Source organism: Pseudobutyrivibrio sp. UC1225 (assembly GCF_900115215.1).
Taxonomy (GTDB): Bacteria; Bacillota; Clostridia; order Lachnospirales; family Lachnospiraceae; genus Pseudobutyrivibrio.
On record NZ_FOVQ01000005.1, the window covers coordinates 191,292 to 206,601 of the forward strand.

Here is a 15,310-nt window from a genome sequence, read left to right on the forward strand (position 1 = left end):
TGAGGTGTGACTCATCTGGCCTTGTTAATTAAGTTTAGCGTTCAAATGGTATGCCTGTATCAATATTTTTTCTTTCCACAATTCATCTTCAGCATCTAAAAGGTACGTTTCATATCCATATTGTTTTCCATTTGAAGCGATGATTTTTTCATCATCAATGTGAAAGGCGATTCTGTACTTGCTTGGCATTTTCTGCGGAAGAATAGTAGTATTATCTTTCTGCACTTCTTTTAGATGTCTCTGACCATTTACTATTCCATCAAAACGAATATTATACAATCTAAATAGGTGTCTGATATAGCTTTCCGTTCTGAAGGAGGAGGTATAAACCCATACCTCAAAGCCGAGCTCCTGAAGTTCATTAATCAACGCAGGAGTGCCCAGCCGCAGTCGTTCTTTATAAATTTTATTGAAGGGAAATGCGGGTGGCTCTTCAACCCTGTGAGTGTCAGGTGACACAAACAAAACCTCATCAAGATCGAAGGATATACGCATTTTCTCACCAGCATTATTAATCATAAGAAGGTAGCTCCTTAATAATGTTGATTACATCTCTAGACCAGTGTTCTGGATCATTGATTGGATATACACGGAATTCATTGGCTACATTGTCAAACATACTGACTTCAGCATTATCGAGATGTAGAGTGTATAGATAGTTGTCGACATAAAGTGCTTCCATCAGCTTTTTGTCCTCAGGGTTAGTTCTTTTTGAGGTACCGGTAACTATACCAGTAGCAGTTAAATGATATTTACGCAACAAGGCTTTAATATAATCAGTAGAATAGTAATTCATACTGTATACCCAAATATCAAAACCGTTTTTTTCAAGCATTCTAAACAAGGCAGGGATTCCCAATCTCAGCCTGTCTGGGTAAATCTTGTTAAGTGGAAATGGTAGTGCTTTTTCAGCCTGTCCCTGCTTGCCGTTGTAGAAAACAACCTCGTCCAAATCAAGGGTAACTCGTTTGTTGTGCTCTGAATGTTGAACGATTTCTTTGATTTCCTGATTATGAACTACATTTACCACCTGAATAGGAATCTTTGGGTAACCCAGTCTCATGGCCGCAGCCCATCTGTGATGACCATTTAGAATCATATAGCCATCAGGATGAATTCGCTCCACTACTATTGGTTCCTCACCCATAAAGTAATTTTGATAGACTCTTTCAGAGTTTAGAAACTTTTTTTCATAGTCCGAGATGATTCGATAACTTGGGCCAACTGAAGGCTGTGAAAACTCATCATCAGGATTAGGGTGCAGATTTTCACATTTGCATCGTCTTACCAAAAGGCGATGAAGCAGACCGGACCTTATTGGAATGGCCACACCGTCATGTCGTTCTATTTCATCAGCTATATATGTTTCAAATTGTGTATTGCTTTCCATAGGCTACCCTTTTTTGTGGATAAATCACATGTTTACTATTTTACAGGTACGCAATGCTTATCGTTAATGTCACAAACCTTCTGGACACGACGACGGTATTTCTCCTCCATGAGTGGATCTGTATTAAGCCATGTCTTTACAACTTCCATGGCCATCAAGCCACCGATGATTTTTGCGCCCAGGCAGAGGATATTAGAATCAGTATGCTGTCTTGCGAGAGTAGCGCAGAGTGGATCCTGACATACTGCCGCATAGCAGCCATTGATTTTGTTAGCGATAAGAGCGCTACCGTAGCCAACGCCATCACAGAAGATGCCTCTGTCACATTCGCCCTTTGCCACTGCAAGGGACGCTGGGTAAACAAAATCTGAAAGATCACAGCTTTCCCCATCATAAGTACCAAAATCTACAACTTCATATCCGTTACTCTCAAGATATGCCTTAATTTCATTCTTCATTTCTGTTCCTGCATGATCATTTGCCATTGCAATTTTCATATGGAATACCTCCTAAAATATATGGATTCTTGTAGGTGTTTTCTATGATTCCTTGCCTACAAGAAGTCTTGTATAACTGTGATTTCATCACAGCTTCTTTTTATAAACACCTCTACAATATCATAAATATGTGAAGACTTAATAGATTTTTTAGAATTAATTCATTGCATTTGGAGTTTTAGTTTGCATAATTATAGATATAAGGTGTTATCTATTACCTGATTGAAATATTCAATTGTTAATCCTTGAAAATTTAGTAATAGAATCTGAGAAAGGTAACAGAAAAGCATTAAAAAGAGTGATTTTCTAATTTGCTGGAGGGATGATGAAAAAGTTTAAAGATAAATCCTGGTATCCACTTACCGTTTCAATTTGCATAGGAGTAGTACTTTTTGTACTTTTGATAAGGCTGGGCACAGTTTTAAACATAATTGGTTCTTTCCTGGGATTCTTTTCCACAGTTTTATTTGGAGCAATCATAGCTTATATAGTTAATCCGCTGGCAATGTTTCTCAGAAGAAAAGTTTTTGGAAAGCTTAAAAATGAAAAGACAAAGGCTACACTGGGTAATGCCTGCGCATTCCTTTTGTTGATTGTTATTTTGGTATTTATCGGTGTTCTTGTTATTCCTCAGCTGATAGACAGCGTTAAAATCTTCGCTCAGAATTTTAATGGCTATGTGGACGGGCTGCAGAGAACACTTACTGCAATTGGCGTATCAAATTCAACTTTGGATTTAAGTAGTTTTGTCAATAATTCAAAGGATTTGTTAAATACCATTAAGGATTATGCTTCTAAAAATATGGATACAATTATGTCAGCCACAGCTGATGTAGGAAAGGGTGTTGGTCAGGCATTTATAGCACTTTTGCTTTCAATTTACTTCCTTGCTGAAAAGGATAAGCTTAAGGCTGGCGGCGCAAGATTCTTAAAAGCCCTATGTAAAGATCAATATGAAAAGGTTGAATATATAATCAAGCAAAGCGATAAGATTCTTAACTGCTATATCGTTTATAACCTTATCGATGCAATGGTAGTTGGTATTGTAAATGCGATATTCATGACAATAGTTGGAATGCCATATGCAGGACTTGTTTCCGTGCTTGTTGGTATCTTTAACATTATCCCTACATTCGGCCCTGCCATTGGTGCAGTAATTGGAGGCTTCCTGCTTCTTTTGGTGGAGCCATGGTATGCAGTAGCTTTCTTGATTTTCACAGCTGTACTTCAGACACTTGATGGCTATGTAATCAAGCCTAAGCTTTTTGGCGATTCTCTGGGTGTTTCAGGTCTTTGGATTCTCATTGGCATCGTGGCTGGTGGAAAGATGTTTGGTGTGGTAGGAATCCTTCTTGCTATCCCTATGGTTGCCATCCTGGACATGATTTATCATAAATTCCTTCTTCCATTCCTGGAGAATAAGGATGAGGAAGAGAGTGAAAAGGAAGAGCATTAAGAGTCTGAAGAGCCGGAAGGGCCGGAAGAGCGTTCATATGGTTATATTGTAGGATTTGTAGGAACCCGTGAGATTCACGGGTTCTTTTTTATGTGAGATATCTCATGAGATTTCTATTATGAACTTTTTTTTATTAGGAAGACATTTTTATTTAAGAAAACTTTTTGTTGTTTGGTGAGTAAAGCAGGTTAATTCTCATGCATATTAAAATAACTTGTGTATGTAATATGGTTGTAAATTGAAATTTGACAAAATGGTAGCTAGGTGTTATATTTGTTCACAAGTTATAAAAACATATCTATTTTTATCACTTTTGTGGCGGCTCGCCACGTTTTTTCGATTATATTTTGATTTTGTATATTGTATTTTGGTCAGGTGATAGGCATTGAATTGCCTGTTTACGGAATATTGACAGTTTATATGGAATTATTACGTAGGCGTTTTTCTAATTTATTGTCTGATTACGGAACAATGAGAGAACATAGTCTTTTTTTACGTAGGGATAGTGCGCTATATGATCTAGTTTTATAGGATTAGCTAAGATTTACTACGTAAAATCAAATGCAAACCAGCCATTATTCCGTAAAGACACCTGATTTATCAAAAATGGTTACGGAAGAATAGTGGTGTTTTGTCGTATGTTCCGTAAATGACATTGAAACTTAAGAATGGAGGAATAAACAATAGAAAATTATAAGAAAGAACTCGAGTATCAATTGCTAGAAGTACAGGAATTATTAAAGAAATCTAATAGGAATGTGGCTAGATATAAGGATTTACCGAACTCTCATGTTTATATTTCATACAGTAATGGTAGTCCTCAGTATTATTTAAAATCTGCAGATAAGCCTAGACATTATGTTAAGAGAAAAGACGTTAGAAATATTGCAAAATATGCCCAACGAGATTATGAAAATGAGATGAATAAGCAGTTAGTATTTTTGGAAAAGAAACTTACTCATTTTTTAGATTGGTATGACATAGAAAAAATAAAAGAATATGACAACTATTCTCCCGCTAAGCGGGCATTGATAAAACCTCTAGTTCCTTCGGATTACTTATTTGCCGAGGAATGGTACAAAGAACATCCTGGTCAACGTAATTCATACCCCGAAGAGGGAATGTATCAAACCAACCGTGGTGAAATGGTGCGCTCTAAATCAGAGAAGATTATTGCTGATGCCCTAGCTAAGTATGGGGTTCCATATCAATATGAGCCAGTTTTAGAATTGGGATATAACACAGTTTATCCAGATTTTGCAGTGCTAAATTTGAGAACACGAAAGACTCTTTATTGGGAGCATTTAGGTATTGTTTCAGATATGGAGTATGCTACAAAGAACTTTATAAAGATACAGAATTATGAGAAGAATGGCTACCTTCTGGGCAAGGACTTAATTACCACAATGGAATCGACAGACTTACCTATCGACATAAAGCTTGTAGAGCAGAAAATAAGGGAGTTTTTATTGTAGCTTTGCTATGCAACAAACTTCAGATTTAGTATACTAATTCAAAATGACGAGCTAAAAGGAAGAATGCTTGATTTTAGAATAAATGAAATGCAGAAAGTTTGGGGAACCAGATATGAGAACTAAATACGTAATAGTGCTTCCAAATTATTGATATAGATGTGGTGGTAAAACCTGATGATGTCAGTGAGGCAATCGAGGCATTAGCGGGGAATGGTTATATTCATGAAGGAAACCTGGGAATTGAAGGCCGAGAGGCATTTAAATATGAAGGAAAAAAGTATTTGCAGACGCATCACTTGTATGTATGCCCAGAGGATTCAGCAGAGTTGAAAAGACATCTGGCATTCAGAGATTACTTGAGAAGGCATCCTCAGGACAAAGAAAAGTATGGTAATGTGAAACTTGGGGCGGCAAGAAAATATCCTGATGATATAGAAAAATATATTGAGTATAAGTCGCCAGTAATAGAAGAGATATATGCTTCTATGGGCATTACCAAATAGATATATTACGAGGGGAATTAGATATGAATATTGAAATTAAAAAGATGAAGTCCGACGAGGAAATCAGAGGCAAAGCGTATGTCCATTGGAAATCCTGGCAGGATGCTTATAAAGGTGTAGTTGCGCAGGATTATTTGGATGGGTTGACCATAGAAAAGTGTGAAGACATTGCATTTAAATTTCCAGAGAATACATTCATTGCTAAAGATGGAGATAAGGTAGTGGGATTTGCTACCTATGGTAAGTATCGTAATGACGAACTGACAGATGCTGGAGAGATATATGCCATCTATGTTTTAGAAGATTATTATGGGTCTGGTGTGGGACAATCTCTTATGCAGGCTAGCTTGGGAGAGCTTGATTACCCAATGATTGCGCTGTGGGTATTGAAAGAAAATGGTCGTGCGATTCGCTTCTATGAGAAATGTGGATTTCAATTAGATGGAAGAGAAGAAGAAATCAACCTGTGTGGCCCGATTAAGGAAGTGCGGATGATTTTTGAACGTTAAAATATGGTAACCCGTGATTTTCACGGGTTCTTTTTATATTCTGCTATGCAACAATCTGCTGATTTAGTATACTAATTGGAAATAGATGCGTAGATGGGAGGATGCTATGATTACTGGAATACATCATATTTCTATGAAATGCGGTTCGGAAGTAGAGTTAAATAAAACTAAGGATTTTTACATCAATTTGCTTGGACTAAAAATGCTTAGAACCTGGCCAGACGGAATCATGATTGATGCTGGAAATACCCTGCTAGAAATATTTACTAACGGTGAAGGCATCAAAGAGCTGGGGGCGATTCGTCATATCGCATTCGCTACTGATAATGTGGATGAAATAATTGAGAAGGTAAGATCTGCGGGGTACGAAGTATTCAAAGAGCCAACAGATGTTGTAATTGCTTCAACACCTGAATTGCCAGCGAAAGTAGCATTTTGTTATGGACCTCTTGGAGAAGAAGTAGAATTCTTTCATGAAAAGTAATAGGACCTGTAGATGAATTCAAATTTTTCAAGTAAGAAAAACTAATTAGAATTGAAAATGGAGGGTTGAGCTATGAAGTATGTATGTGATGTATGTGGTTATGTTTACGATGAAGAGGTGGGAGAGCCTGATTGGGATGTTGAGCCAGGTACAAAATTCGAGGATTTGCCAGAGGATTTTGTATGCCCAGTCTGCCTGGTCGAAAAGGAACATTTCAAACCTGTAGAAGAGTAAAAGCAAATCATAGGAGGAAACCAATATGAAGGTATATTGCTATGAAAGATGTACAACCTGTAAGAAGGCCTTAAAGTGGTTAGATGATAATGGAATCAAGTATCAGCTAATCGATATCAAGGGGGATCATCCAGACGAGAAGATTCTCAGGGATGCCCATAAGAAGAGTGGTGTTGAGCTGAAGAAGTTCTTTAATACAAGCGGACAGCTCTATAGACAGATGGAGCTTACCAAGAAATTACCAGAGATGTCTGATGATGAAAAATTCAAGCTTTTGGCATCAGACGGTATGCTTGTAAAGAGACCACTTGTTATTACAGATGATGCGGTGCTTCTTGGATTTAAAGAGGCTGAATGGACAGAGGTGCTTAAGTAGGACTAGAGGATTTGAGGCATGAAGATTGGAGTTATTTCAGATGTTCACAGCAACGTTGTGGCATTAAAGGCGGTTATAGATTACATGGAAGCAGAGGGGTGCGAGGAATATCTTTTTCTGGGAGATTATGTGTCGGACACTCCTTACACGAGAGAAACACTGGATTATTTATATGAATTTATAGATACCCACACCTGTCAGCTTCTCAGAGGAAACAGGGAAGAGTATATGCTTAATCATCGAAATGCGGTGCTAGAAGGCAGGGATGAAGAAAAGTGGATTTACAATTCTGCCTGTGGCAATTTACTTTTCACCTACGAGCTTTTGACAGAAGAAGATTTGGATTTCTTTGATAAGCTTCCTATTTCCTTTGATTATGAGAAGCCTGGATATCCAACAATCAAATGTTGTCACGGTTCACCAGTAAAATCAAACGAAAGAATACCACTTGATGGTGAGGCGGCTAGAAAATGGTTTGAAAAAATCGATGCCAACTATCTGCTTTGTGGTCACACTCATTACCCTGGAGAATATTCATATGGTGACAAACATTATTTCAATTCTGGCAGTGCGGGAATTGCAATCAATGATGCAGGATTGGCTCAGTGCATTATCTTGGAAGATATCACTATTGATGGTAAAAAGGAGTGGAAACCTACATTTCTAAAAATTCCATTTGATAACAAAAAAGTTGTATGCGACATCGTAGAAAGCGGCCTATTGGAGAAGGCTCCTTGGTTCGTAAACACAAATATTCAGGTGCTTTTAACAGGCGAAGACAACTCATATGAAATGGTTGAGTGTGCTGCGAAGCTTGCTGAGGAAGCTGGCGAGATTTGGCCATTGGTGGATGATAAATTTTTCGCAATAGCAGCAGAGAAGTATAATATCCATGACTATAGGGAAGAATATGGATTGCTTGGATGAAATGAGCGGCACAGTATAAATAAAACATCAATAATCAGACAATAAAATAGGAGGGACAACATGCAGATTTCAGATATCGATTATGGAAACTCCTTTGATTGGGGAAATACGTCAAAGGATTATGCAAAGTACAGAGACATCTATCCAGAAGAGTTTTACCAGAAGATTTTATCGCTGGGCCTCTGCAAAGATGGGCAGAAAGTTCTGGATATCGGCACAGGCACTGGAGTCCTTCCAAGGAATATGTATAAATACGGAGCCAAGTGGATTGGAACGGATATCTCTGAAAATCAGATTGAGCAGGCAAAACGACTTGCTGCTGAAAGTGGAATGGATATAGATTTCTACGCAAGTCCAGCTGAGCAGGTTGATTATCCTGATAACACCTTTGATGTAATCACGGTTTGCCAGTGCATCTGGTATTTGGACCCTAAAGTCATAAATGAAAAGTTTGCCAGGATGCTGAAGCCTGACGGAAAACTTCTCATCTTATACATGGGCTGGCTGCCTTACGAGGATAGATTGGCAGGAAAAAGTGAGGAGATTATTTTAAAGCATAATCCAAATTGGTCCAGCTACGGAGATACGATACATCCAGTATTTGTGCCAGATGAGTTACTGGACAACTTTAACATTATCAAGCGTGAGGAGTTTCCTATGGAGGTCACTTTCACCAGAGATGGCTGGCATGGTCGCATGCGCGCCTGTAGAGGTGTGGGAGCAGCCATGAATGAGGAACAGATTAAGGCATGGGACGAGGAACATTGGAATATGATGTTGGAAAATGCGCCTGATATTTTCCCAGTAAAACACTATATGTCTTATGCAGAATTGCAGTTGAAAAAGTAAAAGATTAGTTATTGATAGGAGATAAAAACATGGTAAAACACATTATATTATGGACACTTAAGGATGAGCTTTCTGCTGAGGAAAAAGAGCAGGTAAAGAAGGGAATCAAAGAAGGTCTGGAAGGACTTGCAGGAAAGATTCCAGGAATGATTGATATTAAGGTAAAAATCAATGGTCTCGCCAGCTCAAATGCAGATTTGATGCTTGATTCCACATTTGAGAGCGAGGAGGCTCTTAAGGGCTACGCTGTACACCCAGAGCATGTAGCAGTGGCAGATGGAAAGGTTAGACCTTACACAAAAATTAGAAGCTGCCTCGACTTTGAAGTGTAGAGGGATTGGAGGAAACTATGAGCAAGAAATTAGCAGTTATCTTTCCTGGGGTGGGCTATCACACAGATAAGCCACTTCTCTATTATTCAAAAAAACTTGCTAAAAACAAGGATTACGAAATCGTAGAAATAAAGTATGATTTGCCAGAGGCAGGCACGGTAATAAAAGCAGATGCGGAAAAGCGTCAGCAGGCTTTTGATACTGCTTTTGAGCAGGTTACGGAGCAGTTAAAAGATATCGTATTTACGGACTATGAAAAGGTGGTTTTCATAGGAAAAAGTATCGGTACAGCTTTGGCTGCAAGATATAATATGACCTATGAGCTGGAGGCAGATCAGATTATCTTCACCCCAATAGAAACAACCTTTGCCTTTGTAAATCCATGCGAGGGCTTTGTTTTCCATGGGGATGCTGATCCACTTTGCGATACCGATATGTGCACACAGCTTAGTGATGAGTTGTCACTGACATATGTGGTAATTCCAGATGCAAACCATTCTCTTGAAACAGGAGATGTAGCGGTTGATATTGCCAATCTTCAGAAGGTAATGGAGATGGTTGATAAGTTATTATAAGATATACAGCCGCCTCAAATGTGGCATTAAGATTTAGTTATAAGGTTAGGAAATTGAAATGAGACTTTTATTTGTTAGACATGGAGACCCAGATTATGTAAATGATACACTTACAGAAAAGGGACATCGAGAAGCGAAGCTTTTGGCAGACGTTATTGAGCAGTATCGTATAGACGAAGTGTATCAGTCGCCGCTAGGCAGAGCCAAGGATACCGCCAGCTACAGCTGCAAGAAGTTAGGCATCGAGCCGATTACATTAGATTGGTTAAAGGAATTTCCAGCACAGGCGAATCCTAATATTTCAGAAGATGTGCGTAGGGCTTATGCTAATGAGCTTCAGAAGGATGAAACAACGGGAGAATACAAGTCTCATATCTTATGGGATGTTTTACCATCTTATTATATTGACCATCCAGAGCTTTTTGATAGAAATGGCTGGAGGGAATCGACACTGGTTAAGGCCAGCAACATGCCAGCTTTGTATGATGAGGTGACTGGCGAGTTTGAAAAGTTTTTGAAAGCTAATGGCTATGAAAAAGATGGCATGGCTTACAGAGTTTCAGAGAATAACGACAAGACCATAGCCTTCTATTGCCACTATGGATTGACTTCGTTACTGCTATCATATTTGTGGAACGTATCACCTTTTGTGGTATGGCAGTTTACTGCTTTGGCACCAACATCTGTTACTGAAGTGGTTACAGAGGAGAGAGAAAAAGGAATTGCTACATTTAGAACTCTTCGTGCAGGTGAAATAACGCATTTACGAATCGGAGATGAAGAACCATCTTTTTCAGCAAGATTTTGCGAAAGATATGAAAATGTAGATGAAAGACATTAGAGAGAGGAATTATTATGTCATATTTAATTAAAGATACAACAAAAGAAGAAAGAGAACAGATTGTCAAAGAGTCACTTGGAAATATTGAGGCAAATTGTGACGGTTGCATGGCTGGACTGGCTGAAATGTATCAGGATTACATCGATGGCAAAAAGGAACTTAGAGAAATCAACATGGAGTTCAATGCTCGATATGTAAAAGATAATGATATGGAAACACGTGGTTCTAGCTGCGTGATGTAAATAAAATAATTAGTAAAAGGAAGAAGGAAAATGCAGATTGGAAGTTCAAATGATACAGCAGCTGTAAAAGCACAGTATGCTACATCAAAATCATATGATGTTAGAGTAAAATTTCATGATATGTATTCTACAAATAAGCAGGGCTACAGTAACTGGCTTGTTTCTAACTATGATATCCGTGAAGGCATGAAGGTGCTTGAGCTTGGCGGAGGCCCAGGCGGTTTGTGGGTAGGAAGAGAAGATATTATTGATAGATGCAGTAAATTCGTATTTACGGATTTTTCTGAAGGAATGCTTGAAAAAGCAAAAGAGAATCTTGGGGAACGCGATAATCTGGAATATCGTGTAGCTGATATTCAGAATTTAGATTTTGAAGATGACGAATTCGATGTTGTAATTGCAAACGGAATGCTTTATCATGTGCCAGATTTGGAGAAAGCACTTAGCGAAGTTAGAAGAGTACTTAAGGATGGCGGAGTATTTTACTGCGCTACTTTTGGCGAGAATAACTTTACAGATAAGCTTGCTGAGTGGTTTGAATTAGGTGGTGAGGAGTTCCATCCAAATCACAATTTTACATTACAAAATGGTGGAGAAAAGTTGCAGAAAGAATTCAATGAAGCGAAAGCAATTGTCTTTGAGGATTCTCTTCACATAACTGAAATGGAGCATCTTGTTGAGTATCTTCAGAGTCTTGCAGCTTTCAAGGCAGTTTTGGATTTACCAGTTGAGAAAATCAGGGAGATTCTTTCAGCACATTTTGTAGACGGAGCAATTGATTTGCCTAAGGAATATGGAACCTTTGCGTGCCAGTAGAGTATAGCTTGATTTACGAGGACTAGATGGATAACTTGTTTTGCGAAGGCTTAAAAGAAAACAACATAGAGAAACTTTTGTCGGTGCCTAAGAGTGATCTGCATAATCATTCAACAAAAGGTTGCAGAAGACAGTGGCTTTCCAAGCAGCTTCAGGTGGATATTCCTAAACCGCCACAGCATCTTAATGGACTTGATGGAATGCAAGATTGGTTTCAGTCTTCCATCAAGCCTTTTTGTAATGGATATGAAAACATGGTGCTCAGATGGAAAGGGGCATTTGCAGAGGCGAAGCGAAATAGTATTAAGCGCCTTGTAATGAACTTCGGTACAGCTGAAGTAGACCAAGTTGGTACAGTAGAAGATTTTAAAAATCTCCTTGAGGGATTTCACAACGAATACTGTCCAGATGCGATTTTTGAAGCAGAGTTAACATATCCATCTTTCTGCGATGTGGAAGCTGCAGCAGAAGAGATAGATAAGTATCTTGGCACAGGCTATTTCAAAGCAATAGATGTGTGTGGTGGCGAGAATATGAAGCCATTTGAAGCATTTCTCCCCCTGTATAGGAAAGCAGAAAAATATGGCCTGGTTAAGAAAATGCACGTGGGAGAGACTGGAAGTGCCGAGGATGTAAGAAGAGCTGTTGAGGTACTGGGACTAGCAGAGGTGCATCATGGAATCAATGCATCAACCTCGAAGGAAACTATGAGATTCCTTGCGGATAATCAGATACAGTTGAATGTCTGTCCAAGCAGCAATGTGATGCTAGGATTTGCAAAAGATTACGGGACACACCCGATTAAGATACTGGTTGAAAACGGAGTTAAGGTCACCATCAATACCGATGACCTTCTTATTTTTGATTCATCAATCGAGAATGAATATCTTAGACTTTATCAATCAGGCACACTTACAGCAGAACAGTTAGACGAGATTAGAAAAGTGGGATTGGGAGAAAAGTGATGATATTTTTAATGCGACATGGTGAAGATGACAATACAAGATTGGGAGGCTGGAGTGATGCTGGGCTTTCAGTGAAGGGAAGAGAACAGGTTGAAAGAGCCTGTGATTTTTTCGATGGCAATTCACAGGACATAAGATATATTTTTGCCAGTGATTTGCAGCGTGCGAAAGACACAGCTGATATAGTTTCAAAATATCTAGATTTACCAGTTACTCAGCTTAAGGAGTTTAGAGAGACAAACAATGGTGATTTGGCAGGTATGCCTAAGGAAAGATTTCAGAAGGAATATCCAGGGCTTTATTATGCTTCCTTAGATTGGGAACAGAAATATCCTAATGGAGAAAGCCCTAAGGATTTTTATAATCGAATCAAGGAAGCTTGGGGTAAGTTTAAAGTAAGCACAGAAGCTTTAGAAGGAAACGTGCTTTTAGTTACCCATGCAGGAGTAATTAATATTATTAGATGCATAGAAGAAGGGGTTCAATACACCAACAAGGAAGTGCATTTTAAAACGGGGCATGCGGAAATAGTATCGTTAAATAGAAATGTTATTTTTCTTGATGTGGACGGAGTGCTGAATTCTAAGTTTTGGGATAATGAGCATCAGCGTGAAATAAGTGAGGGGAAATATGTGGATGTTGATTCGGTTAAACTATTTTCAAAGCTTGTTAAAAAGACTAATGCTAAGGTTATTCTTCATTCAGGATGGAGATTTTGGTTTGATGATGAAATGAAACCTAATAGGGCTGAGGCAAAATTTTTTGCAGATGTCATGGAAAAAGAAGGGGTGTTTATTTCGGGAGTAACTCCGGATTTAACTACAGAAGAAATCAGAAAAGCTAAGAAATTCAGTCTTGTTAAAGCTGGCGAGATTCTTCAGTGGCTAAAAGACAATCCTACTGATAATTGGCTGGTTATTGATGATTTAGATCTTCAAAATAGTGAGATTGCAAGCCATCAGGTTAAGACAGACGCGGAGGTTGGGCTTACAGAGAATGATGTTGAGAAAGCTCTGAATCTATTATTAGGCTAATATGATTGTGGAGCATAATTGTGTGTGTAGAGTGGGGATAAAATGAGTAAAATTATTGCAGCTTGTGGAAATTAGTTGCACAGGCTGTAAACCAGAAAACTGGTGCAGATATCATGTGGTGAAATGCTGCGAGGATAGAGGCATTAAAACTTGTTCTGAGTGTTCTGAGTATCCCTGCGATAATATGCGAGAATGTTTTGAGGTTACAAAATCTTTTGAGCCTAAGTGTCGTGAGGTATGCACAGAGGAAGAGTATAAGCAGTTGAAGAAAGCATTTTTCGAAAAGGAAGAGAATTTGAGGTAGATATATGATAGCTATAAATTGGATAAATATATTATGGACAATTGGTAACATTGCATTATGGATTGTAATAATAGCGCTGATTCTTAGATTTGTTAAAAAGATGAGGAAATAATGACTAGTTGGGAGATTACTAGAATGGAGAAGCTTAGTGTAAATGGAACTGAATATGAAATCAAAAAGCTCTTAGGATTATAAAAGACTATCGGCCATAGGTATAAAGATGCCAGCAATGCTTGAAGTAGATGTGGACAATGAACGAATTGCAAATACTAATATTGATTATTTCCCAACTAATTTTGTAGTTAATAATGGTGAGATTTTTTACATTGATTATGAGTGTAATGACTACATGGAAGAGTGGAATTTTGAAAATTGGGGAATTAAATATTGGTCAAAAACTCCAGACTTTTTAAAGTATGTAGAGGAGCATAGCTGAATTAAGAGGAAAATATTATATGAAAAAGTATAAGGTAGCTGCAGTAATAATGATAATACATGGTGGTTTCATGGAACTCGGTGGAGTTTTTTGCATGATACTTGCATTGTTATTAGGAACGGATAAGTTTGATATTGGACAATATTTTGAATTCAAACTTCCATATTTCCAAGAGAATATATATATGATGATGGTTATGGGGGCAATTTATGGTGTTCTTAGATTAACAGGAGCAATAGGATTACTAAAAAATCAAATGTGGGGGTTGGCTCTATCTCTAATTATTTCCACAATTACTATTTCTTTAATGATGTTTTTATTACCTGCAGGTATTATGGATGGAATTCTTGCGGGAAGTACGTTGATTCTAATATTAATGCAATTTTTGGGAGATAAAAAAATTGTGGAATAAAGTATTAAATTTATGAAGGATGAGTATATATGTTACCAACAGTAGAGGAAGCATTAAAAGAATTAGAGATAGCAGGTGAAATGAATCCAGGGCCATGGGTTAAACATTCAATAAATACCGGATTGGCTGCAAAGAATATAGCTGAAAAGGTTCCGGGGATGGATGCTGAGAGGGCATATGTATTTGGACTTTTGCACGATATAGGACGTCGATTTGGTATAACAGATATACCTACTCATGTTTATGATGGCTATAAATACTGCATGGAAAAAGGGTGGGATGAGGTTGCCAGAATTTGTATGACACATTCATATCTCTTAATGCAGGAAAACTTTGATTATGAGCCAGATACTGAGCATGAAAAAGCTATCAAGGCATACATCAGTGACTGCATAGCCGATGATTATGACAAGCTTATTCAGCTTTGTGATTCTTTGGCAGTAGATTATGGTTTTGTAATCCTTGAAAAGAGATTTGTTGATGTCACTAGGAGATATGGAATCATGGAGGATTATATTAATGGCTGGGAGGTTGCCTTCAGCATCAAAGAATACTTTGATGAAAAGATGGGCTGCTCAATTTATGATGTACTTCCTGATATAGGTAAAACATCTTTGTTGACACCTAAGCCTTGGAAACCGCCAGTGAAATGA

Annotated in this window: 23 protein-coding genes; 20 read left to right on the forward strand and 3 right to left on the reverse strand. The window is 38.1% G+C overall.

From position 1 onward, the window contains the following. Positions 1-24 precede the first annotated feature (24 nt). Genes BMZ41_RS08620 through BMZ41_RS08630 form a run of 3 tightly spaced genes read right to left on the reverse strand, consistent with a single transcriptional unit; the run spans position 25 to position 1,887 of the window. Complete coding sequence (locus BMZ41_RS08620; protein ID WP_242870719.1) at positions 25-519, reverse strand: HAD family hydrolase; 495 nt, start codon at positions 517-519, stop codon at positions 25-27. Then, positions 512-1,390 (reverse strand): ParB N-terminal domain-containing protein, encoded by an 879-nt coding sequence (locus tag BMZ41_RS08625; RefSeq protein ID WP_090170929.1) that lies wholly within the window; start codon positions 1,388-1,390, stop codon positions 512-514. Before BMZ41_RS08625 ends, BMZ41_RS08620 begins: the two co-directional genes overlap by 8 nt. 35 nt (positions 1,391-1,425) lie before the next feature. Further along, a complete protein-coding gene (locus BMZ41_RS08630) occupies positions 1,426-1,887 on the reverse strand; it encodes an RpiB/LacA/LacB family sugar-phosphate isomerase (RefSeq protein WP_015551008.1) in 462 nt (153 codons plus the stop codon). 325 nt (positions 1,888-2,212) lie between these two features. Between BMZ41_RS08630 and BMZ41_RS08635 the strand changes: the two genes are divergently transcribed. From BMZ41_RS08635 to BMZ41_RS08730, 20 genes are all read left to right on the forward strand, one after another. Beyond that, positions 2,213-3,343, forward strand: coding sequence for an AI-2E family transporter (locus tag BMZ41_RS08635; protein WP_177184189.1), 1,131 nt, complete (start codon positions 2,213-2,215; stop codon positions 3,341-3,343). A gap of 716 nt (positions 3,344-4,059) precedes the next feature. Beyond that, a complete protein-coding gene (locus BMZ41_RS08640) occupies positions 4,060-4,818 on the forward strand; it encodes a PDDEXK family nuclease (protein ID WP_090170935.1) in 759 nt (252 codons plus the stop codon). A gap of 152 nt (positions 4,819-4,970) precedes the next feature. Then, positions 4,971-5,321 (forward strand): GrpB family protein, encoded by a 351-nt coding sequence (locus BMZ41_RS08645; protein ID WP_255405324.1) that lies wholly within the window; start codon positions 4,971-4,973, stop codon positions 5,319-5,321. A gap of 23 nt (positions 5,322-5,344) precedes the next feature. After that, entirely contained in the window at positions 5,345-5,830 is a 486-nt protein-coding gene (locus tag BMZ41_RS08650) for a GNAT family N-acetyltransferase (RefSeq protein ID WP_090528675.1), read from the forward strand. A gap of 106 nt (positions 5,831-5,936) precedes the next feature. Beyond that, complete coding sequence (locus BMZ41_RS08655) at positions 5,937-6,314, forward strand: VOC family protein (RefSeq protein WP_090170944.1); 378 nt, start codon at positions 5,937-5,939, stop codon at positions 6,312-6,314. Positions 6,315-6,386: 72 nt separating this feature from the next. Beyond that, positions 6,387-6,548: a rubredoxin gene (locus tag BMZ41_RS08660; RefSeq protein ID WP_090170947.1), complete on the forward strand. Its 162-nt coding sequence runs from the start codon at positions 6,387-6,389 to the stop codon at positions 6,546-6,548. A 25-nt stretch (positions 6,549-6,573) separates the two neighbouring features. After that, positions 6,574-6,924, forward strand: coding sequence for an arsenate reductase family protein (locus tag BMZ41_RS08665; protein WP_090528678.1), 351 nt, complete (start codon positions 6,574-6,576; stop codon positions 6,922-6,924). Positions 6,925-6,942: 18 nt separating this feature from the next. Further along, positions 6,943-7,851 carry a metallophosphoesterase family protein gene (locus BMZ41_RS08670; protein WP_090170953.1) on the forward strand — a complete coding sequence of 303 codons (909 nt, stop codon included), beginning with the start codon at positions 6,943-6,945 and terminating at the stop codon, positions 7,849-7,851. Positions 7,852-7,911: 60 nt separating this feature from the next. Then, positions 7,912-8,700: a class I SAM-dependent methyltransferase gene (locus BMZ41_RS08675; protein WP_090528681.1), complete on the forward strand. Its 789-nt coding sequence runs from the start codon at positions 7,912-7,914 to the stop codon at positions 8,698-8,700. Positions 8,701-8,729: 29 nt separating this feature from the next. Then, complete coding sequence (locus tag BMZ41_RS08680) at positions 8,730-9,032, forward strand: Dabb family protein (protein WP_090528684.1); 303 nt, start codon at positions 8,730-8,732, stop codon at positions 9,030-9,032. A 17-nt stretch (positions 9,033-9,049) separates the two neighbouring features. Then, positions 9,050-9,607 (forward strand): alpha/beta hydrolase, encoded by a 558-nt coding sequence (locus BMZ41_RS08685; RefSeq protein ID WP_090528687.1) that lies wholly within the window; start codon positions 9,050-9,052, stop codon positions 9,605-9,607. A 58-nt stretch (positions 9,608-9,665) separates the two neighbouring features. Further along, positions 9,666-10,448, forward strand: a complete 783-nt coding sequence (locus tag BMZ41_RS08690; RefSeq protein ID WP_090528690.1) for a histidine phosphatase family protein — start codon at positions 9,666-9,668, stop codon at positions 10,446-10,448. Between the two features lie 14 nt (positions 10,449-10,462). Then, on the forward strand, positions 10,463-10,690 hold the full coding sequence (locus BMZ41_RS08695; RefSeq protein ID WP_090170967.1) for a purine biosynthesis protein PurH: 228 nt from the start codon (positions 10,463-10,465) through the stop codon (positions 10,688-10,690). A 30-nt stretch (positions 10,691-10,720) separates the two neighbouring features. Next, positions 10,721-11,506, forward strand: a complete 786-nt coding sequence (locus tag BMZ41_RS08700) for a class I SAM-dependent methyltransferase (protein WP_090528693.1) — start codon at positions 10,721-10,723, stop codon at positions 11,504-11,506. A gap of 26 nt (positions 11,507-11,532) precedes the next feature. Next, positions 11,533-12,471, forward strand: coding sequence for an amidohydrolase family protein (locus BMZ41_RS08705; protein WP_090170973.1), 939 nt, complete (start codon positions 11,533-11,535; stop codon positions 12,469-12,471). Beyond that, positions 12,471-13,505 carry a histidine phosphatase family protein gene (locus BMZ41_RS15760; RefSeq protein WP_207646141.1) on the forward strand — a complete coding sequence of 345 codons (1,035 nt, stop codon included), beginning with the start codon at positions 12,471-12,473 and terminating at the stop codon, positions 13,503-13,505. The genes BMZ41_RS08705 and BMZ41_RS15760 overlap by 1 nt, the downstream gene beginning before the upstream one ends. Positions 13,506-13,569: 64 nt before the next feature. Next, positions 13,570-13,809 carry a DUF3795 domain-containing protein gene (locus tag BMZ41_RS08715; RefSeq protein WP_242942039.1) on the forward strand — a complete coding sequence of 80 codons (240 nt, stop codon included), beginning with the start codon at positions 13,570-13,572 and terminating at the stop codon, positions 13,807-13,809. Positions 13,810-14,038: 229 nt separating this feature from the next. Then, complete coding sequence (locus BMZ41_RS08720; protein WP_207646143.1) at positions 14,039-14,245, forward strand: hypothetical protein; 207 nt, start codon at positions 14,039-14,041, stop codon at positions 14,243-14,245. A 19-nt stretch (positions 14,246-14,264) separates the two neighbouring features. After that, entirely contained in the window at positions 14,265-14,657 is a 393-nt protein-coding gene (locus BMZ41_RS08725) for a hypothetical protein (RefSeq protein WP_090170979.1), read from the forward strand. A gap of 29 nt (positions 14,658-14,686) precedes the next feature. Beyond that, positions 14,687-15,310 carry an HD domain-containing protein gene (locus BMZ41_RS08730; RefSeq protein ID WP_090170982.1) on the forward strand — a complete coding sequence of 208 codons (624 nt, stop codon included), beginning with the start codon at positions 14,687-14,689 and terminating at the stop codon, positions 15,308-15,310.

Bases quoted from the DNA above. Each gene is read 5' to 3' on its own strand.
- BMZ41_RS08620 (WP_242870719.1), bottom strand. From the start codon at position 519: ATGATTAATAATGCTGGTGAGAAAATGCGTATATCCTTCGATCTTGAT.
- BMZ41_RS08625 (WP_090170929.1), bottom strand. From the start codon at position 1,390: ATGGAAAGCAATACACAATTTGAAACATATATAGCTGATGAAATAGAA.
- BMZ41_RS08630 (WP_015551008.1), bottom strand. From the start codon at position 1,887: ATGAAAATTGCAATGGCAAATGATCATGCAGGAACAGAAATGAAGAAT.
- BMZ41_RS08635 (WP_177184189.1), top strand. From the start codon at position 2,213: ATGAAAAAGTTTAAAGATAAATCCTGGTATCCACTTACCGTTTCAATT.
- BMZ41_RS08650 (WP_090528675.1), top strand. From the start codon at position 5,345: ATGAATATTGAAATTAAAAAGATGAAGTCCGACGAGGAAATCAGAGGC.
- BMZ41_RS08655 (WP_090170944.1), top strand. From the start codon at position 5,937: ATGATTACTGGAATACATCATATTTCTATGAAATGCGGTTCGGAAGTA.
- BMZ41_RS08660 (WP_090170947.1), top strand. From the start codon at position 6,387: ATGAAGTATGTATGTGATGTATGTGGTTATGTTTACGATGAAGAGGTG.
- BMZ41_RS08665 (WP_090528678.1), top strand. From the start codon at position 6,574: ATGAAGGTATATTGCTATGAAAGATGTACAACCTGTAAGAAGGCCTTA.
- BMZ41_RS08670 (WP_090170953.1), top strand. From the start codon at position 6,943: ATGAAGATTGGAGTTATTTCAGATGTTCACAGCAACGTTGTGGCATTA.
- BMZ41_RS08675 (WP_090528681.1), top strand. From the start codon at position 7,912: ATGCAGATTTCAGATATCGATTATGGAAACTCCTTTGATTGGGGAAAT.
- BMZ41_RS08680 (WP_090528684.1), top strand. From the start codon at position 8,730: ATGGTAAAACACATTATATTATGGACACTTAAGGATGAGCTTTCTGCT.
- BMZ41_RS08685 (WP_090528687.1), top strand. From the start codon at position 9,050: ATGAGCAAGAAATTAGCAGTTATCTTTCCTGGGGTGGGCTATCACACA.
- BMZ41_RS08690 (WP_090528690.1), top strand. From the start codon at position 9,666: ATGAGACTTTTATTTGTTAGACATGGAGACCCAGATTATGTAAATGAT.
- BMZ41_RS08695 (WP_090170967.1), top strand. From the start codon at position 10,463: ATGTCATATTTAATTAAAGATACAACAAAAGAAGAAAGAGAACAGATT.
- BMZ41_RS08700 (WP_090528693.1), top strand. From the start codon at position 10,721: ATGCAGATTGGAAGTTCAAATGATACAGCAGCTGTAAAAGCACAGTAT.
- BMZ41_RS08705 (WP_090170973.1), top strand. From the start codon at position 11,533: ATGGATAACTTGTTTTGCGAAGGCTTAAAAGAAAACAACATAGAGAAA.
- BMZ41_RS15760 (WP_207646141.1), top strand. From the start codon at position 12,471: ATGATATTTTTAATGCGACATGGTGAAGATGACAATACAAGATTGGGA.
- BMZ41_RS08720 (WP_207646143.1), top strand. From the start codon at position 14,039: ATGCTTGAAGTAGATGTGGACAATGAACGAATTGCAAATACTAATATT.
- BMZ41_RS08725 (WP_090170979.1), top strand. From the start codon at position 14,265: ATGAAAAAGTATAAGGTAGCTGCAGTAATAATGATAATACATGGTGGT.
- BMZ41_RS08730 (WP_090170982.1), top strand. From the start codon at position 14,687: ATGTTACCAACAGTAGAGGAAGCATTAAAAGAATTAGAGATAGCAGGT.